Here is a 21,896-nt window from a genome sequence, read left to right as displayed (position 1 = left end):
TCTACCCATAAATGAGTATACTTACATAACTTTATTTCGTTTTATTTCTTCCTCCAAATATATAAATTTAATTCCTACAAATCGTAATTAAAAAAACAACTCATCAAACTTTAGCCCTGATAGGAACGGCATCCTTTATGGCTTTTTTTTAAAGCCATAAAGATACAGTGGATAGCAGGACAAAACGTCCTTATGAAAACCCAAACCTTCTGCTCCTAAACAAAAAAACACCAATCTTGCGACTGATGTTTTGTAAAAAGTTCTCGATACATTTTTTGTTCCATTTCATTACACAAAAAACACTCGAACTGACGTAGAATATTTAAATACTCGAGTCTGTTTGGTTTCTGAAGACCAATTCGCCGTCGAAGGCATCCAATAGGATGATGCTGTCGGTTGCGATTTTGTTGGCTAGAATTTCCTTGGAGAGTTTGTTGAGGACTTCTCGCTGGATGACTCTTTTGACTGGGCGGGCACCAAATTGCGGGTCGAAACCTTTTTGCGAAAGGTACTCGATGGCTTGTGGTGTGGCGTCCATGACGATGCCTTGCAGCGCCAACATTTTGGTTACCGACTTGAGCTGTATCTCTACAATTTGAGTGATGTTGGCCACGGTAAGCGGCGTGAACAGTACAATCTCGTCGATACGGTTGATGAACTCGGGGCGAACGGTTTGTTTTAGTAATCCTAAAACTTCGGTTTTGGCGAGCTCGGTTGCTGCTTCTATGCTACCCTTCATGTTGTCAAATTTCTCTTGGATAATCTGGCTTCCCATGTTGGAGGTCATGATGATAATGGTGTTTTTAAAGTCGGCCAAACGTCCTTTGTTGTCTGTCAAACGCCCTTCGTCTAATACTTGCAATAGGATGTTGAAAGTATCTGGATGTGCTTTCTCGATCTCATCAAGCAAAATGACAGAATAGGGGCGACGGCGCACGGCTTCGGTCAGCTGACCACCCTCTTCATAACCCACATATCCCGGAGGTGCACCCACCAAACGGCTCACGCTGTGGCGTTCTTGGTACTCGCTCATATCGATACGGGTCATGGCGTTTTCGTCATCAAAAAGATACTCAGCCAAGGCTTTTGCCAACTCGGTTTTTCCGACTCCGGTGGTTCCTAAGAAAAGGAAGGTTCCTACTGGTTTTTTCATGTCTTGCAATCCGGCACGAGAACGACGCACGGCATCACTCACGGCCTCAATGGCTTCTTCTTGTCCTACCACGCGGCGGTGCAATTCTTCCTCAAGATGCAGTAGTTTTTCGCGCTCGCCTTGAAGCATTTTCATGACTGGAATTCCGGTCCATTTGGCAACTACTTCTGCAATGTCTTCACGGGTTACTTCTTCTTTTATCAACGAAGTTCCCGATTGGTTGTCTTGCAATTGCTTGGTAAATCCGTCCAATCGTTCTTGTGCTTCTTTGATTTTTCCGTAACGTATTTCGGCTACTTTTCCGTAATCGCCATCACGCTCGGCACGTTCGGCCTCATGTTTGTAATCTTCGATTTCAGTTTTTACGGTTTGAATGTTGTCTACGACATCTTTTTCCGTTTTCCATTTGGTGTAAATTTGGTTGCGCTCTTCTTTGAGGTTGGCCAGGTCAAGACCTAGAATCTTAATTTTACTTTCGTCTTTTTCACGCTTGATGGCTTCGATTTCGATTTCGAGTTGCATTACTTTTCGATCCAAAATATCCAGTTCTTCTGGTTTGGAGTTGATTTCCATTCGGATTTTGGATGCCGCTTCGTCCATTAAATCAATGGCTTTGTCTGGTAAAAATCGGTTCGAAATATAGCGTTGCGACAACTCTACAGCGGCAATAATCGCCTCGTCTTTGATTTGTACTTTATGGTGTGTTTCGTATTTTTCTTTGATACCACGCAGAATCGAAATCGCACTTTCGGTATCGGGTTCTTCGATGATAATTTTCTGAAAACGACGTTCTAGGGCTTTGTCTTTTTCGAAATACTTTTGGTATTCGTCCAAAGTCGTTGCCCCAATCGCACGGAGTTCGCCACGAGCCAAAGCGGGTTTCAAAATATTGGCGGCATCCATCGCACCTTCGCCGCCACCTGCACCTACAAGCGTATGAATTTCGTCAATGAAAAGAACAATATCTCCTTCGGCAGCGGTCACTTCTTTTACGACTGCTTTTAGACGTTCTTCAAATTCTCCTTTATATTTGGCTCCAGCAATCAAAGCACCCATATCGAGAGAAAATACGATTTTATCTTTTAGGTTGTCTGGCACATCGCTATCCACAATTCTATGCGCCAATCCCTCAGCAATGGCGGTTTTACCCACACCAGGTTCACCCACCAACATGGGGTTGTTTTTGGTTCTACGGGTAAGGATTTGCAACACACGTCGAATTTCGTCATCACGCCCAATTACGGGGTCGAGTTTTCCGGCTTTGGCCAATTCGTTGAGGTTTTTGGCGTATTTGTTCAAAGAATTATAGGTTTCCTCGGCAGATGCAGAGGTTACTCTTTCTCCTTTTCGTAATTCGTCGATGGCGGCTTTTAGGCCTTTTTCGGTTACGCCTTGGTCTTTCAAGATTTGCGCTACTTTGCTTTTCGAACCAAAAATTGCCAATAGTAAATGTTCGATAGAAACGTATTCATCGTTCATTTTTTGTGCAATGTTTTCGGCTTCGTTCAAAGTGGTTCCTGTTCCTCTCGAAAACTGCACTTCGCCACCCGAAACTTTTGGGAAACTGGCAATGGTGCTGTCCAAGATTTGCAAAAACAACGGCACATTCACATTGAGTTTCTTCAAAATAAAAGGAGCTACGTTTTCGTCCACCTCAAAAATAGCTTTGAAGAGGTGTTCGTTTTCGATTTGTTGTTGACCAGCTCGTTCTGTGAGCTGTTGCGAGAGCTGAATAACTTCTTGCGATTTTATGGTAAATTTATTGATGTTCATTTTATTTATGATTTGAATGATTATTTTATTAACTAACTTTGTCAACCAATCGACAAATTATATTCCATTATAAAATTACGGACAATTTGACGTTTAAAAGCTGATATTTATCAGTTTATAGTGTCAAAAAGTCATAAAATAAGACAAAATATGAGTTTTTTAAAAAATATCTTCGGGGGTGATGACGCTCCAAAACAAGAAGTTCAGAAAATGAATTGGACGGCATTGACTGATTTAGCACAATTAGACGCAATAGCTGCAAGTGAAAAACCAGCTGCTATTTTCAAACACAGTACCCGTTGTAGCATTAGCCGAATGGCTTTGAAACAGTTCGAAAACGAATTTAATTCGGAAGCGGAAGTGACTCCTTATTTCTTAGATTTATTGGAGCACCGTGATATTTCGAACGAAATTGCTTCTAAGTTTGGCGTGTACCACCAATCACCTCAGTTGATTGTGATTAAAAATGGTAAAGCGGTTTATGATGCTTCGCACAGTGATATCGATGCTGTGGAGTTGAAAAGCAAAATTTAGTTGTTGGGACACGGATGACGCTGATTCGCTATCGCGAAGACGCAGATGAAAACGGATTTCTTTGTCTGGCTGAGCTTGTCGAAGCCTTGTTTTCAATAGGATTCGTTGTTGGTCCGCTGATGAAACGGATTCGCTATTGCGAAAACGCTGATGAAAACGGATTTTTCGCAATTAGTTAAAAATATATCCTATACATCGTCAGTACGAGTGTTTTTTGTGCAGCGGAGCGGAGGAAAAAATGTATCGAGAAGTCGCCTTGTTTTCAGTAGCGTTCTCGATACACTTTTACATCCAAAAGCTATCACATTTGGAAATAAAAGCACTCGAACTGACGTTAGTTATTTTTTTTAGAAACTCCCTCCAGAACCGCCGCCACTAAAATCTCCACCACCAAACTCCATGGGGGAAGCTTCGGGAGCAATTTCTGGTTTTAGTCCAAATTGTGAGGTGAGTAGTAAGGCTTCGGTGTGCATGAAGTCGCTGGTATTCATAAAGCGGTCGGGCTGAAAAGTAATTCCGCTTGTTTTGTCTTTTAGTTTTTTGATGCTGAAATAGGCTACCGCAAAAAGAACCAAACCGCCAATTGTCAACGCTACTTCGGTTGGTAGAAGATGGTGATAATTTCGAATTGTAAAAATTGTAAATCCTGTCGTTGCCAATCCAATCCATAACATTGCTCGATTTTGCTGTTTCAAGCTATTAACGAGAAATACAATTGGAACAAGGATCGTAAACGCATAAAAAAACCAAGCCATAGTAATATCACTGTTGGGTGCAATTTCGTTCCCCAATAAAACAACGGATAATTCACGAACTACAAAATAATTCCCTGCAACATAAAACAGTATTAGGTTGAAGTATTTTATCCAAACCAATCCTTTTCGATAAAAAGAAAACGGATTCTTTTTGATTGCTTTTTTACATATAAAGTAAACTCCCAGTGCATAAATCATCATCGCAAACGGTAAAATTAATTTACCAATACTTCCCATCTCAAACAAACCATAAATGACAATGGCTGCGCTCGAAACTGCAAAAATCAATGCTGAAATTGTTTTTACATATCTAAGGTAAGTCAAGCAAGCGGCGATGGTGGCTATAATTGCGATTAACAAGCCGTTCCCATCAGAGGATATGCCAACAGCAGTTGCCAACAGCGCTTGCCCGCCAATAATAAAAGTATCATCTTGACCTTGCCCTTTGATATTTTGCCTAGCAAAAAACTCCGTTCCCACAAAACCAATTAAGGCATATATATAGATAAAAAAAGTAAAATTACTGTCGATTAAATTGAGTCCTAGTACAGAGGCAAAGCCACAAATTGACGAGTACAAAACAATTCCCAAAAGACACAAAGCTATTCTGAAAAGGATATTTTTTTGCTGTTTAAGTTCTGGTAATTGCGTTTCCACCTCTTTCGCTTGTTCTTTCGAAATAAAACCTGCTTTGAATAAGGATTGTGCCTCATCAATTAAAACTTGATTTTCTAGCAACTGTGTATCGTAAACTATCATTTTTTGATTTCGGTATTAAATTTTCTAACCATTTGAATAAAAAGGTACACCATCCCAAAAGAATAAAAAGGGCTAAATACCATTAAAAAGCTGAAGAAGTCTGCAAAATTGATTTGGTCCATAAGAGTAAAAAAGAAAATATTAAACCCTATAAAACCGTAAATAATCATAAAAACAAAAAGTGAAATAGACTTCAGCTGGTAACTCAAAATATAGTAATAGTAAGTGGTTGCGGCCAAGATTATAAAAAATAAAAAGGACATTTCCTGATCTATTAAGTTATTGATACACGAAATTCCTATAAGATGTTGCGCAAAAGTCAGGTAGATAAAACTAAAATGAGTTTTGAAATTTGCTTTATTACAATAGAAATTCCAAGCCAAAAGAGCGATTCCTATTCCAATCGCCGCATAACTCAGCGAATCGGTATTATAGATTTCATTTTGCAATAACGATTGCGGGTTTACCGTCAAACCAATATAAGCCGCCAGTCCAGTAATCGAAAGACTAAGCACATTTTTATTATCAAAATAAAAGGCTGAAAGCAATCCAATTACCGTCGGAATGATGGTAACCAAACCGTAATGTGTACCAAAAGTATTGTATTGAACTTGCAGATAACCAATAAAAATGCAAGTCAGTAAATTGGCGGTAAGCACAATATATTCCATAACTGGACTTTCAAATTCGGTTTGTTTTTTTTTAAAAGGAGGTGCTTTTTTAAAACTAAAATAATAACAAACCAGCATTAAAATAAAAACCAACCCAATGATAATCGTATGTCCAATGGTATCGATATTATCATAAATCAACATTCCAATTCCTGTTGTAAATGCAATTACAGACAAATAAAGGAAGAGTTTTAATTCAGCGTTTAATGAAAAGATATTTCGCTTTCGATAGGCCGTGATTTCGGTTAATTGCTCTTGGGTTATGAAACCGCTGTCCAATAGTGATTTTGATGCTCTCTGGTTTACTTCTTGCATAATGGTTATAGATTGTAGATCAAATGTAAGTAATTGTCCTCAAAGTCAGCAGTTGTTTTATGTGCAATTTGGGCATGTCCTCTGAAAATGGGCTCCAATAAAAAACGCATCGTGATTAGCGATGCGTTATATTTAGAAATAAAGGCCTTAAAATTAATAAGCGCGATTCATTTTTTCTTTAATTTCTGCTAAGCAAAGGTTGTTGATACTTCCTTCGTGTGTGTGTTGGGTTGCTTTTGGAGATTCGTAAGTTCCTGCTTCCAATTGCTCTGCAACGGCTTTGTAGGCATCTCTAAAAGGCATTCCTGCTACTACCATTTCGTTCAACGTATCTACGGTGAACAAGTAGTTGTATTTTTTATCAGCCAAAATATTGTCTTTTACCGTAATGTCTTTGATAGAGAAAATCGCAATATCCAAACACGCTTTTAAGTTTTGAATCGCAGGAAACAATCCTTCTTTCAACAACTGTAAATCTCTGTGGTAACCACTCGGTAGGTTGTTGGTGATCAAAGTGATTTCATAAGGCAAAGCTTGAATCTTGTTACATTTCCCACGAATTAATTCAAAAACGTCTGGGTTTTTCTTGTGGGGCATAATGCTTGAACCTGTAGTCAAATGCGCAGGCAAACCAATAAAATCAAAGTTCTGACTCATATACAAACAAACGTCCATAGAGAATTTTGCTAATGTTGCCGCAACACTGCTCATGGCAAAAGCGACAATTTTCTCAGATTTCCCACGACTCATTTGTGCCGCAACCGAATTGTATTTCAAGGTTTCAAAACCTAATTCTTTTGTAGTAAACGTTCTGTTGATAGGGAAGGAGCTTCCGTAACCAGCAGCAGAACCCAATGGGTTTTGGTCTACAACTTTCAGAGCAGCATTCAATAAGGTAATGTCGTCAATCAAACTTTCAGCATAAGCCGAGAACCACATTCCAAAAGAAGATGGCATGGCGATTTGCAAATGCGTATATCCTGGTAACAATACGTTTTGGTATTTATCGGCCATTTCCATTAGTAAGTCAAAAGTTGTTTTGACTTGCTCTTTCATTTCGATAACGACATCTTTAAGATACAAGTTCACATCGACCATCACTTGGTCGTTACGAGAACGAGCGGTATGGATTTTTTTCCCTGCATCTCCTAGTTTTACCGTCAATAGGTATTCGATTTTGGAGTGTACATCTTCAAAACTATCTTCGATTTCGAAATTGCCAGCTTCAGCATCTACAATGATTTCGTTTAGTGCTACCACCAAAGAATCTGTTTCGCTTGCTGTCAATAATCCTATTTGACCAAGCATTTTGGCATGAGCGATAGAGCCCAAAGCATCGTATTTTGCTAGTACCAAATCCAATTCACGGTCGTTTCCAACAGTGAAATGTTCTATTTGTTTGTCAGTAGGTATTCCTTTTTCCCAAAGTTTCATGTTTGTTTCTTTTTTTTTCGCAAATATACAGAGAGTTGTCTCAGAGATTCGCAAAGTTTTTATTTTTTATTTTTTGAACTATCCGGTTTTACCGGTTAGTTACTTTTATAATATGAACTGCTCGAATTTTTCGAGTAGTTGAAATTGATATTACTTTCAACTCTTCTAATTTTTCTAAAAGATAGTTTTTAATACGGTTTTATTCAGTTGGTCGAATTCTTCGAGTAACTGAAACTTTATTTGTTATTTATAACTTTTAATTTAGAAACAGTTCAAATTTTATCAATTACCCCAAATCCCTAGCCCCGATAGAAGCGGCATCCTTTTTATCCCGATTTTTTTTCGGGATAGAAAGATATAGCAGATTGCTTTGCCAGTTCGGCTTTCAGCCTCGTGTGAGGGAAATCGCTTCCCATCAATTTACTGTTTCAAGAAATCGCCTAATATTTTAATATATAAATCGATTCCTTCTTCTATTTCGTTTAAGTAAATAAATTCGTCAGCAGAGTGGGAACGCAAGGTGTCTCCAGGTCCCATTTTCAACGATTGGCAAGTCAAAACCGATTGGTCTGAAAGGGTAGGAGAGCCATAAGTGGTGCGTCCTAAGGCGATTCCAGCTTGTACTAATCCGTGTTCAACGGGGATTGACGAAGCGTTTAAGTGCATTGAACGTGGCGTTACCTCGGCATCAACATTTGCTTTTACAGTTTCTAAAATTTCTTTATTGTTGTAGCAATCGTTTACTCTAATGTCTACGACCAAATCACAATCAGAAGGTACAACATTGTGTTGTTTTCCTGCGTTTATTTGCGTCACAGTCATTTTAACTGGACCTAATTGCTCTGATATTTTATCGAAAGAATAGTTTTTGAACCATTCGATAATAGGTAAGGTTTTGTATATCGCACTGTCATCATTTTGATGTGCAGCATGACTTGGCGTTCCTTTTACTTTGATGTCTAGTACTAATAATCCTTTTTCGGCAATAGCTAACTGCATTAAAGTTGGTTCTCCAATAACGGCGCAAGATAATTCTGGAAGATGTTTTAACACGCTATTCAATCCATCTTTACCGCTGCTTTCTTCCTCGGCAGAAGCTACAATGACAATGTTGTATGGCAGGTTTTCTTTTTCGTAGAAATAGACAAAAGTTGCCATTAAGGAAACTAAACATCCTCCAGCATCATTACTACCTAATCCATACAATTTACCATCTTCGACAATGGCCTTGTAAGGATCTTTGGTGTAGGCTTGATTTGGCCGAACAGTGTCATGGTGTGAGTTTAATAAAAGTGTTGGTTTGCTGGAATCAAAAGTTTTATTGAATGCCCAAATATTGTTGTTTTCTCTTTTAAAAGGAATTTCGTTTTGAATAAACCATTGCTCTATTAAAGCCGCTGTTTGTTGCTCTTCGCTAGATAGGGAAGGGGTTTCAATTAGATTCTTTAATAAGGCTATCGCTTCTTGGGTAAGGGTTTGTTGGTTTTTCATTTTGGTTTTTTTAGTTGCAATTTTGAAAATTACACAATTTCTTAAAGTTGAATTGTGGTACAAATTGAATTGGCATCTTTTAACATTTTGTGGTGTCCGATTCTGATTTTTTGAACACCTTTGTTTAAACTATTGAAACAGTTGTCCAATTTAGGAATCATTCCTGAATGAATCGCTTTTTCGTCTTTTAGTTTGGTATATAATTCTTGATTGATTTGGTCAATAACGGACGCATCGTCTTCAGCATCGTAAAGTACACCTGGTTTCTCAAAACAATAATTTAGCGTTACTTCAAAAACTTCAGATAATGCTATAGCCAATTCGCTGGCAACAGTATCTGCATTGGTGTTTAGCAATTGTCCTTTTTTGTCGTGTGTGATGGCACAAAATACAGGCGTAATTCCAGCTTGAATTAGGGTTTGTAAAAGAGGAGTGTTTACCTTTTTTACATCACCTACAAATCCGTAGTCAATTGTAGGATGGTTTCTTTTTTCGGATTGGATTAAATTTCCATCAGCACCTGAAAATCCGATTGCGTTGGTATCGATCGCTTGCAATTGTGCAACGACTTCTTTATTGATTTGACCAGCGTAAATCATGACAACTACTTCCAGCATAGCGGCATCGGTAATGCGACGACCATCAATCATTTGAGGAACAAGTCCAATGCTTTTTGCCATCTTGGTAGCTGATTTTCCGCCTCCATGAATCAAAACTTTGTGTCCTTCAATTTTAGAAAAATCTACTAAAAATTGTTTCAACTCATTAGCATCATCAATAATGTTTCCACCAATTTTCACAAGGGTTAATGATTGTTTAGTTTCCATCTTTCAATATTTTTTGAAGTACTAGTTGAGCTGCATAAGTTCTATTATTAGCTTGTTGAATTACAATTGAATTCACACTATCAAGTACTTCGTCAGAAACAATTACATTGCGTCTTACAGGCAAACAGTGCATGAATTTTGCATTGTTAGTCAAAGCCATTTTTTCGGAAGTGATCGTCCAATTTGAATCAGCATTGGTAATTTGTCCGTATTCGTTGTAGTTACTCCAGTTTTTAGCATAGATAAAATCAGCATTTTCAAAAGCTTTGTCTTGATCATATTCTATTCTAGAATCTTTAGTAATTTCAGGATTCAATTCGTATCCCTCTGGGTGCGTGATGACAAAATCAGCATCTTGTAATTGCATCATTTCTACAAATGAATTGGCAACGGCTTGAGGCAAAGCTCTAGGATGTGGAGCCCACGATAAAACTACTTTTGGTCTGTGAGTTGTTTTGAACTCTTCAATGGTAATTGCATCTGCTAAAGATTGTAAGGGATGACCAGTGGCTCCTTCCATATTTACAATGGGTACAGTAGCATGTTTTAAGAATCCTGCTAAAACTGTTTCAGCATTGTCTTTATCTTTGTCAACTAACCCCGCAAAAGCTCTAATCGCAACAATATCGCAATATTGAGAAACTACTTCTGCAGCTTCTTTAATATGTTCGGAAGCTCCTTGGTTCATTATTACACCATCTTCAAATTCAAGTGTCCAACCTTCACTGGTAAAGTTCATTACCATCACATTCATTCCTAGATTCAAGGCCGCTTTTTGAGTACTCAAACGTGTTCTTAAACTTGGATTGAAAAACAACATTCCAAGGGTTTTGTGTTTCCCTAGTTTTTTGTTTTTAAGTGGATTTTTTTTGATTTTTATAGCGTCCTTAACCCATTGTGATAGGTTGTCGATGTTTTTTATAGAGATATAGTTCATTGTTATGTTTATTAGTACGCTGATAAAACGGATTCGCTATCGCGAAGACACGGATAAGAGCGGATTTTTTATGTTTGTTATTTGTTTTGGTGGTTAATGGTACGCTGATAAAACGGATTCGCTATCGCGAAGACACAGATATAAGCGGATTATTATTTTTTAAACCTAATTTTTTATTTTGTGATGAGCAAAAATACTAATTTGAAATACTTTACTTTCTATCATTTTCGAATATCTTTCTTTTAAATTCTGGTTTTTTTCCAAAGTTTAAAAGCAAACCTACTTCACAATGTGTTGCTCGTAAATAGTTTAGAATCTGATTTTCATTCTCTTTCACTATACATTCAGCAGCTTTTAGTTCGAGTATGATTTTATCTTCTACGATTATATCTGCGTAATATTCTCCTACTTCAACACCTTTGTAATAAATTTCAATTCTTTTCTGAGCTTCCACACTAAAACCTCTGCTTTTTAATTCCACATACATCGAATTTTGGTATACTTTTTCTAAAAAGCCAAACCCCAATTCATTGTAAACTTCATAAAACGTCTTTAAAATAGCATCTGATAATTCCTGATGTTTCAATTCCATATTTAAAGTTCTAATAATATTAAATTATCTATTTAAACTACTCAAAAAAAGAAATCAGTTTTAATCTGCGTTTTCGCGATAGCGAATCCGTTTCATCCGTGTCCCAACTCTACACAATCTTGGTAAAAGGTATTGTATTATTTATAGCATTCAAAATAAAATTATCTTTCAAGCCGTTTACTACCCAAGTTTCAATATTGGCCGCTTTGGTGATAGCTGCGGCTTCGATTTTAGATTGCATTCCACCTGTTCCATGTGAAGATTTTGAATCTCCGATTTCTTTTTCCAATGTTTTTAAATCATTGACTATTGAAATGGTTTCTGGTACTTCGTCTTGAAATGAGGCTTTGGTGTAAATTCCGTTGGTGTTGGTGGCGATAATCAAAATATCAACTTTCAATAAAACCGCAGTCAAAGCCGCTAGTTTATCGTTGTCTCCAAATTTAATTTCGTCCGTAGCTACGGTATCATTTTCATTGATGATCGGAATGTATTGATTTTTGACCAATACATTAATAGTATTGACAATATTGACCTTCGTATTTTCCTTTTCGAAATCAGAATAAGAAAGTAAACATTGTGAGGTATGCAATCCTAAATCGCTGAAATTTTCATGGTAAATCCGCATCAAATGAGGCTGACCAATAGATGCCAAAGCTTGTTTTACAAAAACTTCTTGGTCATTATTGTCAAGTTTTACAAATTGTTTTGCCGCTGCAATCGCACCCGAACTCACAATTATAAACTCGTATTCGTCTTTTAGAGCTGCAATCTGCATTCCAATATCTTCAATCTTTCCTCTCGAAATGTGATTGGTTTCTTTGGTGAGCGTATTGCTTCCTATCTTTAATAAAATTCTTTTTTTAGCCATTTTTTTTAAGTCTCTAAGATGCTAAGTTACTAAGGTTCTAAGTTGTGTCGCATCTAGAATAATAAATCAAAAATTAATCTCATTTTTTTAATAAATCTGAAATCAAAAATCGTTAATCTGCAATCTAAAATCTTTTATCGTATCTGTCCGTCTCCGTAAATATACCATTTATTGGTTACCAAATGTTGCAAACCAATTGGTCCACGTTGGTGTAATTTATCAGTGCTTATCGCTAATTCACCTCCTAAACCAAATTGTCCTCCATCGGTAAATCGAGTCGAAGCATTATGGTATACAGAAGATGCATCTACATTTTCCATGAATTCTTGTGCCAAAGCATCGTTTATGGTGATAATAGAAGCAGAGTGACCTCCACAATATTTGTTGATTTTTGCAATCGCTTCTTGGTTTCCGTTAATGGTTCCAATTACGATTTTATAATCCAAAAATTCTTCGTACCAAATTAAATCGTTTTCTATTGCAGGAACCCCAGTTGCTTTTGCGAAAGCATCATCTCCTAAAATACTGACTTTGAATTTTTCTAATTCAGTTACCAATTGTTTTGCAAAAACTTCCCAATTTGGCAAGTTCGTGTCAATCAAAACTTTGTCTAGAGCATTACAAACCGAAATGTTGGATGTTTTACCATTGATGATAATGGACATTGCTTTTTCTAAATCAGCATCCGCGTTTACATAAACGAAATTATTTCCGCGACCGCTTACAATAACTGGGCAAGTAGCGTGTTTCTTTGTAAATTCAATCAATTTTTCGCCACCACGAGGGACGATTAAATCCACTTTTTGTGTTGGTTTTTCCAAGAAAGCTTGAGTTTGTACTCTATCGTAATTTAGATATTCTACCCATTCTGTAGCAACGCCATTGCTATCCAAAGCTTGGTGCCAAAGGCTCACGATTTTTTGGTTCGAAAGTAAAGATTCTTTTCCGCCTTTCAACAAGATTTTGTTTCCCGACTTAAAAGCAATTCCTCCCGCTTCCACAGTTACGTCTGGACGTGATTCGTATATTATTAAAATAGTTCCAAAAGCGGCCGTTTTATTGCTGATTTTCATTCCGTTTTCGTGTGTAAACGTAAAACGAACATGTCCAACAGGGTCTTCTTGACTAGCCAATTGTTGCAACGAAAGAATCATGCCATCTACTTTGGCATTATCTACCATCAAACGTTTTTCCATTGCCAAATCTTCGCCATTATAGTTGGCTAAATCCTGCTGGTTAATCGTTTTTAGGTTTTCTCTTTCTTGCTCTAATAAAGCCGCCATTGTTGTTAAAACAGCATTTCTTTTTTCGATTGGAAGTATTTTGTTCATTGTTTTTTATTTAGTATTACTAAATCTGTTTAATCTGCAAAATCTGCGTGAAAATAATTGCACGCAGATTTTATTGATTTAAGCAGATTTTACTTTATGTCTAAAACTTAGCAACTCATTAACTTAGTCGCTTAGCTACTTTTAATAATTATTTTAACTCCGATAACGACTCTTGTAATGCTACGATAAAAGTATCAATTGCATCAGTAGTAATTGTTAAGGGAGGAAGAATTCTCAATAGATTTTTATTATTAGCGCCGCCGGTAAAAATATGTTTTTCGATGATCAATTTCTTTCTCAAAGCACTTACATCGAAGTCAAATTCAACTCCAAGCATTAAACCTCTACCTTTTACTTTGATAATTTCGGGTATCACTTTGATTGCTTCCAAAAAGTAGGCTTCAACTTTGGTAGCGTTTGCCATCAAGTTTTCTTTTTCCATTACTTCAAGAACGGCGATACTTGCGGCACAAGCCAAATGACTTCCACCAAAAGTAGTTCCTAGCAAACCGTAGCTTGCTTTGAAATGAGGAGCGATTAAGATTCCACCGATCGGGAAACCATTACCCATACCTTTTGCCATGCAAATAATATCTGGTGTGATTCCGTGAAATTGGTGCGCAAAGAATTTTCCGCTTCTTCCAAATCCAGATTGTACTTCGTCCATAATCAATACCACTTCGTACTGTTTACAAATTCTTTCCAATCCTTGAAAAAATTCGGTTGTTCCTTGGTCCAAACCACCAACACCTTGAATAGGCTCGATGATAACCGCACAAACGTCTCCTTTTTTCAATTCGGCTTCTACCAAATCAATTTCGTTCAAGGGTAAAAAAGTGACCACTTGTTGCGCATTAATCGGCGCAACAATTTTCGGATTATCAGTTGTAGCAACTGCTGCAGAGGTACGTCCGTGAAAAGCGTTATGAAAAGATACTACTCTTGCTTTATTAGTATGAAAAGAGGCCATTTTTAAAGCATTTTCATTCGCTTCAGCTCCAGAAGAACACAAAAACAAGCTGTAATCGGTATAACCTGAAAGTTTTCCAAGCTTATCCGCCAATTCTACTTGTAATGGATTTTGAATTGCATTCGAGTAAAAGCTCAAATTATCCAATTGTTCTTTTACTTTGGCCACATAATCCGGTTGGGTGTGACCTATAGAAATCACTCCGTGACCAGAGTATAAATCTAAATATTCGATTCCTTTGTCGTCTGTAATGATGCAATCTAGTGCTTTTACAGGAGTAATAGGGTATAATGGGTAAACGTCAAATAAGTTCATTTTGTAAAGTTTAATCGGTTATTTGCTTAATTATTTAACCGATTAACCGATTAAACAAATAAACGTTTTTTAGAATCCGGATGGTTTCAAATGCAATCCTGTAGTTTCGTCCAATCCGAACATTAAATTCATGTTTTGAACGGCTTGACCAGAGGCGCCTTTGAGTAAATTATCGATAACAGAGGTTATCAAAATCCGGTTTCCTTTTTTCAATAAACTAATAATACATTTGTTCGTTTGTACTACTTGCTTCATGTTAATGTTGCTCGTAGTAACGGTTACAAATGGTTGGTCTTTGTAAAAAGCTTCGTATTTGGCAACCAAATCTTCTAAGCTTTCTTCTGATTTTGTATACAAAGTAGCGAAGATTCCTCTTGGGAAATCCCCTCTGTTGGGTACAAAAATCAATTCATCTGAATAAGACGCTTGCAATAGATTCAAACTTTGGTTTATTTCGCCCAAATGTTGGTGTTCGAATGCTTTGTAGTGCGAGAAATTGTTGTTTCTCCAACTAAAATGCGAAGTAGATGATAATCCTACTCCTGCACCAGTACTTCCTGTTGTTGCGTTGATGTGAACATCTTCGCTCAACAATCCGTCTGCTGCTAATGGCAATAAAGCCAATTGAATGGCAGTTGCAAAACAACCAGGATTGGCAATATGTTGTGCTTTTTTGATGTCGGCTTTGTTTAATTCTGGTAAACCGTAAACGAATGATTTTCCGTCGAAATCTTTGTCTTTGGTCAAACGGAAGTCGTTTCCTAAATCGATGATTTTAGTCGCGTCAGAGAATTTGTTATTTTCTAGAAACGAAATGGATTTACCATGTCCTAAACACAAGAAAAGCACCTCTACATTTGGGTTAACGGTATCGGTGAAATTCATTTCGATATCGCCCATCAAATCTTGGTGCGCAGTAGTTAATGGTTTTCCAGCGTTTGTGGTACTGTAAACAAAATCTAGTTTCGCATTTGGGTGAAACATAAGAATTCTAATTAATTCTCCTGCTGTATATCCCGAACCTCCAATTATTCCAATAGAAATCATAACTCTTTGTTTTTAAACATTTTTATTGTTTTAACCATTAAGAAATTAAGTTTCATTTAGCTGAAATTTTCTTAATTTCTAAATGGTTTAAAATAGAGTTAAAGCCTTTTACAATACTTCAACTTTTTTATTTTGAAAAATATCCTGAAAAATCAAAATGTTTCTCTTTAGCCCCGATAGCAGTGAAAATCCTTTTTGGGCTGGGGTTCAGCCCAAAAAGATTGTAACGAATAGCGGGACGAAATTTCCTGAAGAGCAAAATGTTTCTGCTCCTTAGAAAAAGCCTTTATTTATTCGTAAGTTTCGTTGTTTACAGCCGAAAATATGTTTTGAGCGTTACCCAAAATTTTGATAAACCCTTTGGCATCGTCTGATGTCCAAGCGTTGTTCATTTCGCCATATTGACCAAAACTGTTAGTCATCAAGTCGTTGTCAGACTCGATTCCGTCCAACACAAAATGATAGGGTCTCAAAGTTACGAATACTTTTCCGTTTACATTCTTTTGAGTGTCTTCTAGGAATGCTTCGATATTACGCATTACAGGGTCAAGAAATTGACCTTCGTGGAAAAGCATTCCGTACCAGTTTCCTAGTTGCTCTTTCCAGTATTGTTGCCATTTACCTAGGGTGTGTTTCTCTAGTAAGTGGTGTCCTTTGATGATGATAAGTGGCGCAGCGGCTTCAAAACCAACTCTTCCTTTGATTCCGATAATCGTATCTCCTACGTGAGTATCCCTACCAATTGCATAAGCGTTTGCTAGTTTCTCTAGAGTTACGATGTTGTTTGAAGGTTTGTCTTTTTTACCGTTGATAGACACTATCTCACCATGTTTGAATTCAAGCGTTACTTTTTCTTCACCTTCTTTTACCAATTGTGAAGGATAAGCTTCGTTTGGCAATGATTGGTGTGAAGTTAAGGTTTCTTTTCCTCCAACACTTGTTCCCCAAAGTCCTTTGTTGATAGAATACTGTGCTTTCTCCCAAGAATAGTGGACCCCATTTTGGCTTAAATAGTCCACTTCTTCTTGTCTTGATAATTTCAAGTCACGAATAGGAGTGATGATTTCGATTTCTGGAGCGATGGTATGGAAAATAAGGTCAAAACGAATTTGGTCATTTCCTGCACCTGTGCTTCCGTGTGCGATAGCGGTAGCACCAATTGATTTTGCATATTTAATTGCTTCAATCGCTTGAAAAACTCTTTCGGCACTTACAGATAATGGGTACGTATTGTTTTTTAGAACATTACCATAAATCAAATATTTGATGGCTTTGTCGTAATATTTATCTACAATAGTAAGGTTAGCATGTTTGGCACTTCCTAACTCATACGCTCGTTCTTCAATATCGTTTAGTTCTTGGTCATCAAATCCACCAGTATTAATTAATACTGTATGAACTTCGTATCCCTTTTCGTTCTTTAAATATTTAAGGCAATATGAGGTATCAAGACCTCCACTATAAGCTAATACTACTTTTTTCATCTTTTTATTTTTGGCTAATAGCTATAAGGGCTTTTAGCGGATTATTATTTAATGTTGCTTTTATTTTTTATCTTTCTTATCTTTTTTATTCAAGAATAAGGCTTGTTTGATAGCTTTCAATCGATCTAATACAATTACATTAAAAGGATGTTTGGGCGGATCTTTTGGCTTTTCTTTTGGGTCGTATAACATTCCAGTACACAAACACAATTTATTGTCTTTGCTTTTTAGAATCTCATAATTGGTACAAGTCTGGCATCCTTTCCAAAAACTTGGGTCGGTTGTTAACTCTGAAAAAGGAACTGGTTTGTAACCTAAGTCCGAATTGATTTTCATTACTGCCAATCCTGTTGTGATACCAAAAACTTTAGCGTTTGGATATTTTTCTAACGAATATTCAAAAACTTTAGATTTGATTTTTTTTGCTAATCCTAAATTTCTATAATCGGGATGAACTATCAGCCCGGAATGAGCCACATAATTACTGTCTTGCCAACTTTCGATATAGCAAAAACCTGCAAATTTGCCATTATCTAAGGCGATAACTGCATCTTTGTTTGCCATTTTTTTTTGAACGTACTCTGGAGTTCTTTTTGCAATTCCGGTACCCCTTAATAATGCGGACGATTCAATTGTATCGCAAATTTCTTGCGCATATTTAAAATGTTCATCCTGTGCTATAACGATATCAATATTCATTTATAAGTTGATTTATTGAGTTGTGAAACAAATTGTAATTGGTTTTTGGAATTACCAACAGTTATAATAGTATTCAATATCCATAAAAATGAATACAAAATTAAGTTATAAATATTGTTTTTCGGATTTGTTAATCCAATGAAAGATAACAGTTGAAATTCCAAAGCAAAAAAAATGAAAAATGAATAATTAATGATAGGACCAAGCATAATGAATACTATACTAATAGTATCCGTACCTCGGGAGAGGTAACATGTCGGTTCATCCGTGAGATAGAAGTGATATATACACGTGTTTTATTCATGGGGCAAAAGTACAAATTTTTTTGAAAACGACTAGTATAAAATGGTTTTTTCTAACAATGTTTTAACGAGATGTTGTTTATTTACAATTAAAAGACTATTAGTGACTAATCAGCCTGTGCTAAAAAAACATAGTTAGGGACAATTTTAGTTTTATATTTTTAGCAAATTAGCTTTATTGTGAATACTTATTCATTATTAATTAACTGCTTGATTCTCTTTGCTTTTTAGAGGTTTTTTTTGTTTTTCAAATAAATAGTAATTGAAGTTCGATAAAAAACGTGTTACCGAATTAGAGATCAAAGTTATCTGATTAGAATCATTAATTGAAAAATTACTTGATAAAATCGTTGACTTAACACATCGTAAAAACAGTCGTAATAGTTCAGTTTCACCATCAAAAGACAAAAATAAGCTTTAAAAACCAAAATTATATTTTTAAACATATAATAGGACCTGCTACTATAGATGGAAATATACCAAACGGCTTTCTAAACTCCATACTCGTTCACGATTGGTGGCGGAGTTATTTTAAATAAAATTCAAAACGTATCAGATAATATAGTTTCGATGTACACTGTTTACTGTGTTTTGGACAAACTTATAAAAACCTACCCAAAGTTTTCTTTATAGTTGCGTAAGCAAACGATAAAGTCGACAGCCCGATCCGTAGTTTTACGGAGGGGACGCCCAAAATATTTTAATTGTAAAAAGGTTATTTTATTCTAATTCCTTCTTTAAAAACTTGGCTGTATAGCTTTTTTTGTTTTTAGCGACTTCTTCGGGAGTTCCTTTGGCGACAAGGGTTCCGCCGCCTTTTCCACCTTCGGGACCGATGTCTATTATGTAATCGGCTAGTTTTATGACGTCCATGTTGTGCTCGATGATGAGGATGGTGTTGCCTTTGTCAACGAGGGTGTTGATGACGTTCATCAAGACGCGAATGTCCTCAAAATGCAGTCCTGTGGTAGGTTCGTCAAGGATATAAAAGGTGTTTCCAGTGTCCTTTTTGGAGAGTTCACCTGCTAGTTTAATACGTTGTGCTTCGCCACCAGAAAGGGTCGTACTTTGTTGCCCTAAGGTGATATAACCCAATCCTACGTCCTGAATGGTTTTGACTTTTCGGTATATTTTTGGGATGTTCTCAAAAAACGGAACGGCTTCGTCAACGGTCATGTTCAAGACATCGGAAATTGATTTTGATTTGTATCGAATTTCGAGTGTTTCACGGTTGAAACGCTTGCCTTGACAAGTTTCACATTCTACGTAAACATCCGGTAGAAAATTCATTTCGATGGTGCGGACACCAGAGCCTTGACAGGTTTCACAACGACCGCCTTTGACGTTGAAACTAAAGCGACCGGCTTTGTACCCACGAATCATACTCTCGGATGTCATGGTGTAAAGCTTGCGAATCTCGGTAAACACTTCTGTATAAGTCGCAGGATTGGAACGTGGTGTGCGCCCAATTGGACTTTGGTCGATGGCGATGACTTTGTCGATATGTTCGAGTCCTTCAATTTTTTTGTAAGGTTGTGGTTTTTTGACACCGTTGAAATAAAAGGCGTTCAAAATAGGGTAGAGGGTTTCGTTGATCAAAGTCGATTTTCCGCTACCAGATACGCCTGTTACACATATTAATTTCCCCAAAGGCAAGTCGATAGTAACATTTTTGAGGTTGTTACCGGTTGCTCCTGTGAGTTTTAGTGATTTTCCGTTTCCCTCACGGCGTTTTTCGGGAATATCAAATTTTAATTTTCCGTTCAAATATTGTGCGGTTATGGTATCTGAATCTAAAGTTTCTTGGTAGGTACCAATACTGATGATTTCGCCACCAAATTTCCCTGCTTTGGGACCGATGTCGATTACATAATCGGCACGTTCCATCATGTCTTTGTCGTGTTCTACGACAATAACTGAGTTCCCAATATCACGTAATTGCTCTAGGGAGTGAATCAGTTTACCATTGTCACGCTGGTGCAAACCAATACTGGGTTCGTCCAAAATATATAATACACCCACCAATTGCGAACCAATTTGGGTCGCCAAACGGATGCGTTGTGCTTCTCCACCAGAAAGCGATTTGGAGCTTCGGCTTAACGCCAAATAATCTAGACCTACGTTCATCAAGAAATACAATCGGTCTTTTATTTCTTTCAAGACTTCGCCCGCTATCGCCATTTGTTTTTTGGATAAATGAGAGGCTAGGTCTTCAAACCAAACGGTCAAGTCGGATATATCCATATTGACTAATTCGGTGATATTTTTTTCGTTTATTCTAAAGTATTGAGATTCTTTTTTCAATCGAGAACCATCGCAAACGGGACAATCAATTTCGTCCATGTATTCTTTTGCCCATCGTTTGATAGTCGTAGAACCGCTCTCGTCATGTTGGTTTTTGATAAAATGAGCTATTCCTTCAAATTCGATTTTGTAATCACGAGTAACGCCCAAATCTTTGGAGGTGACACTAAATTTTTCTTTACCACCGTTGAGAATCATCTCCATGGCTTCGGGAGAAATTGATTCGATTGGGTCGGTGATTTTGAAGCCAAAACGCTCTCCAATAATTTCCAATTGTTTAAAAATCCAAGTCGACTTGTATTCGCCCAAAGGTAAAAAACCACCTGCTTTGATTGATAATTTTGGGTTGGGAAGAATTTTAAGAATATTGATTTCGTTAACCGTTCCCAAGCCTTTGCAATGGTCACAAGCTCCTTTTGGAGAATTAAAAGAAAATAGATTGGGTTCTGGATTCTGATACGAAATTCCAGAAGTAGGACACATCAAGTTTCGACTAAAATAGCGTACTTCTTGACTGTCTTGTTCCAAAACCATCAATACATTTTCACCGTGATTCATGGCGGTGTTGATGCTTTCGCTAACTCTTTTGGCAGTGTCTGCTGTGGTGTCGATTGCTATTCTATCGACTACGATTTCGATATCATGAGTTTTGTAACGGTCGAGTTTCATTCCGGGTGTAATGTCCAGAATATCCCCGTTCACACGTACTTTCAAGAAACCTTGTTTGGCAATTTGTTGAAACAATTCGCCATAATGTCCTTTTCTAGCTTTAATTACCGGTGCTAGAATGTTGATGCGTTTGTCGTTGTAGTCAGTGATAATCAAATCTTTGATTTGCTCATCGGAATAACTGACCATCTTTTCACCTGAGTTGTAACTATACGCATCTGCGGCACGTGCATAAAGCAAACGCAAGAAGTCATAAATCTCAGTAATCGTCCCCACAGTAGAGCGTGGACTTTTACTAGTTGTTTTTTGTTCGATGGCGATAACGGGAGAAAGTCCGTCAATTTTATCGACATCGGGACGCTCTAATCCACCAAGAAACTGACGAGCGTAGGCAGAAAAAGTTTCTACATAACGACGTTGCCCTTCGGCATAAATAGTGTCAAAAGCGAGGGAGGATTTTCCAGAGCCTGAAAGTCCCGTAATCACTACGAGTTTTTCACGAGGAATGGAAATATCTATATTTTTTAAGTTATGAACACGGGCTCCTATAACTTCAATGGTATTGTTGTTGTCTAGCATAATTTTGGCAAAAACGCAAAGTTACTAGTTGTTACGCAAAGATTCGCAGAGAATTTAGTAAAAAATAGGGGATACGCAGAGATT

17 protein-coding genes are annotated in these 21,896 nt (G+C 37.1%); 2 read left to right on the top strand and 15 right to left on the bottom strand.

Annotated features, from left to right (window positions below):
• Positions 1-322 precede the first annotated feature (322 nt).
• Complete coding sequence (gene clpB / locus ABZP37_RS13975; protein ID WP_366183722.1) at positions 323-2,926, bottom strand: ATP-dependent chaperone ClpB; 2,604 nt, start codon at positions 2,924-2,926, stop codon at positions 323-325.
• Positions 2,927-3,076: 150 nt separating this feature from the next.
• Between clpB and ytxJ the strand changes: the two genes are divergently transcribed.
• Positions 3,077-3,460: a bacillithiol system redox-active protein YtxJ gene (ytxJ, locus tag ABZP37_RS13970; protein ID WP_366183721.1), complete on the top strand. Its 384-nt coding sequence runs from the start codon at positions 3,077-3,079 to the stop codon at positions 3,458-3,460.
• Between the two features lie 347 nt (positions 3,461-3,807).
• On the opposite strand, the gene ABZP37_RS13965 is transcribed toward ytxJ, so the two are convergent.
• From ABZP37_RS13965 to ABZP37_RS13905, 13 genes are all read right to left on the bottom strand, one after another.
• Positions 3,808-4,974, bottom strand: coding sequence for a hypothetical protein (locus ABZP37_RS13965; protein WP_366183720.1), 1,167 nt, complete (start codon positions 4,972-4,974; stop codon positions 3,808-3,810).
• A complete protein-coding gene (locus ABZP37_RS13960) occupies positions 4,971-5,960 on the bottom strand; it encodes a DUF2157 domain-containing protein (protein ID WP_366183719.1) in 990 nt (329 codons plus the stop codon). Before ABZP37_RS13960 ends, ABZP37_RS13965 begins: the two co-directional genes overlap by 4 nt.
• Positions 5,961-6,113: 153 nt before the next feature.
• Complete coding sequence (gene argH, locus ABZP37_RS13955; protein WP_366183718.1) at positions 6,114-7,394, bottom strand: argininosuccinate lyase; 1,281 nt, start codon at positions 7,392-7,394, stop codon at positions 6,114-6,116.
• A 420-nt stretch (positions 7,395-7,814) separates the two neighbouring features.
• Positions 7,815-8,885 (bottom strand): M20 family metallo-hydrolase, encoded by a 1,071-nt coding sequence (locus tag ABZP37_RS13950; protein WP_366183717.1) that lies wholly within the window; start codon positions 8,883-8,885, stop codon positions 7,815-7,817.
• Between the two features lie 41 nt (positions 8,886-8,926).
• Entirely contained in the window at positions 8,927-9,712 is a 786-nt protein-coding gene (gene argB / locus ABZP37_RS13945; protein WP_366183716.1) for an acetylglutamate kinase, read from the bottom strand.
• Positions 9,702-10,649 (bottom strand): N-acetylornithine carbamoyltransferase, encoded by a 948-nt coding sequence (locus tag ABZP37_RS13940; RefSeq protein WP_366183715.1) that lies wholly within the window; start codon positions 10,647-10,649, stop codon positions 9,702-9,704. The genes argB and ABZP37_RS13940 overlap by 11 nt, the downstream gene beginning before the upstream one ends.
• A 211-nt stretch (positions 10,650-10,860) precedes the next feature.
• A complete protein-coding gene (locus tag ABZP37_RS13935) occupies positions 10,861-11,241 on the bottom strand; it encodes a GxxExxY protein (protein WP_366183714.1) in 381 nt (126 codons plus the stop codon).
• A gap of 109 nt (positions 11,242-11,350) precedes the next feature.
• The gene (proB, locus tag ABZP37_RS13930; RefSeq protein WP_366183713.1) at positions 11,351-12,112 is read right to left on the bottom strand and encodes a glutamate 5-kinase; all 762 of its coding nucleotides are present in this window, start codon (positions 12,110-12,112) and stop codon (positions 11,351-11,353) included.
• A gap of 134 nt (positions 12,113-12,246) precedes the next feature.
• On the bottom strand, positions 12,247-13,443 hold the full coding sequence (locus tag ABZP37_RS13925; protein ID WP_366183712.1) for a glutamate-5-semialdehyde dehydrogenase: 1,197 nt from the start codon (positions 13,441-13,443) through the stop codon (positions 12,247-12,249).
• Between the two features lie 148 nt (positions 13,444-13,591).
• Positions 13,592-14,728, bottom strand: coding sequence for an aminotransferase class III-fold pyridoxal phosphate-dependent enzyme (locus ABZP37_RS13920; RefSeq protein WP_366183711.1), 1,137 nt, complete (start codon positions 14,726-14,728; stop codon positions 13,592-13,594).
• Between the two features lie 69 nt (positions 14,729-14,797).
• Complete coding sequence (gene argC, locus ABZP37_RS13915; RefSeq protein ID WP_366183710.1) at positions 14,798-15,775, bottom strand: N-acetyl-gamma-glutamyl-phosphate reductase; 978 nt, start codon at positions 15,773-15,775, stop codon at positions 14,798-14,800.
• Positions 15,776-16,065: 290 nt separating this feature from the next.
• Positions 16,066-17,259 (bottom strand): argininosuccinate synthase domain-containing protein, encoded by a 1,194-nt coding sequence (locus tag ABZP37_RS13910; protein ID WP_366183709.1) that lies wholly within the window; start codon positions 17,257-17,259, stop codon positions 16,066-16,068.
• 60 nt (positions 17,260-17,319) lie between these two features.
• Positions 17,320-17,958 (bottom strand): GNAT family N-acetyltransferase, encoded by a 639-nt coding sequence (locus ABZP37_RS13905; protein WP_366183708.1) that lies wholly within the window; start codon positions 17,956-17,958, stop codon positions 17,320-17,322.
• Positions 17,959-18,585: 627 nt separating this feature from the next.
• On the opposite strand from ABZP37_RS13905, the gene ABZP37_RS13900 reads away from it, so the two are divergent.
• Positions 18,586-18,681, top strand: coding sequence for a hypothetical protein (locus tag ABZP37_RS13900; RefSeq protein WP_366187542.1), 96 nt, complete (start codon positions 18,586-18,588; stop codon positions 18,679-18,681).
• 299 nt (positions 18,682-18,980) lie between these two features.
• Here ABZP37_RS13900 and uvrA read toward each other — a convergent pair whose 3' ends face one another.
• On the bottom strand, positions 18,981-21,812 hold the full coding sequence (uvrA, locus tag ABZP37_RS13895; RefSeq protein WP_366183707.1) for an excinuclease ABC subunit UvrA: 2,832 nt from the start codon (positions 21,810-21,812) through the stop codon (positions 18,981-18,983).
• Positions 21,813-21,896 lie beyond the last annotated feature (84 nt).

The organism is Flavobacterium ovatum (assembly GCF_040703125.1).
GTDB classification, from domain to species: Bacteria; Bacteroidota; Bacteroidia; order Flavobacteriales; family Flavobacteriaceae; genus Flavobacterium; species Flavobacterium ovatum.
This window is presented reverse-complemented; position numbering and strand designations above follow the sequence as displayed.

Coding starts and splice junctions, on each gene's coding strand:
- ABZP37_RS13960 (WP_366183719.1), bottom strand. CDS start 5,960: ATGCAAGAAGTAAACCAGAGAGCATCAAAATCACTATTGGACAGCGGT.
- proB (WP_366183713.1), bottom strand. CDS start 12,112: ATGGCTAAAAAAAGAATTTTATTAAAGATAGGAAGCAATACGCTCACC.
- ABZP37_RS13910 (WP_366183709.1), bottom strand. CDS start 17,259: ATGAAAAAAGTAGTATTAGCTTATAGTGGAGGTCTTGATACCTCATAT.
- argB (WP_366183716.1), bottom strand. CDS start 9,712: ATGGAAACTAAACAATCATTAACCCTTGTGAAAATTGGTGGAAACATT.
- argH (WP_366183718.1), bottom strand. CDS start 7,394: ATGAAACTTTGGGAAAAAGGAATACCTACTGACAAACAAATAGAACAT.
- ABZP37_RS13920 (WP_366183711.1), bottom strand. CDS start 14,728: ATGAACTTATTTGACGTTTACCCATTATACCCTATTACTCCTGTAAAA.
- ytxJ (WP_366183721.1), top strand. CDS start 3,077: ATGAGTTTTTTAAAAAATATCTTCGGGGGTGATGACGCTCCAAAACAA.
- argC (WP_366183710.1), bottom strand. CDS start 15,775: ATGATTTCTATTGGAATAATTGGAGGTTCGGGATATACAGCAGGAGAA.
- ABZP37_RS13965 (WP_366183720.1), bottom strand. CDS start 4,974: ATGATAGTTTACGATACACAGTTGCTAGAAAATCAAGTTTTAATTGAT.
- ABZP37_RS13905 (WP_366183708.1), bottom strand. CDS start 17,958: ATGAATATTGATATCGTTATAGCACAGGATGAACATTTTAAATATGCG.
- ABZP37_RS13950 (WP_366183717.1), bottom strand. CDS start 8,885: ATGAAAAACCAACAAACCCTTACCCAAGAAGCGATAGCCTTATTAAAG.
- ABZP37_RS13940 (WP_366183715.1), bottom strand. CDS start 10,649: ATGAACTATATCTCTATAAAAAACATCGACAACCTATCACAATGGGTT.
- ABZP37_RS13935 (WP_366183714.1), bottom strand. CDS start 11,241: ATGGAATTGAAACATCAGGAATTATCAGATGCTATTTTAAAGACGTTT.
- uvrA (WP_366183707.1), bottom strand. CDS start 21,812: ATGCTAGACAACAACAATACCATTGAAGTTATAGGAGCCCGTGTTCAT.
- clpB (WP_366183722.1), bottom strand. CDS start 2,926: ATGAACATCAATAAATTTACCATAAAATCGCAAGAAGTTATTCAGCTC.
- ABZP37_RS13925 (WP_366183712.1), bottom strand. CDS start 13,443: ATGAACAAAATACTTCCAATCGAAAAAAGAAATGCTGTTTTAACAACA.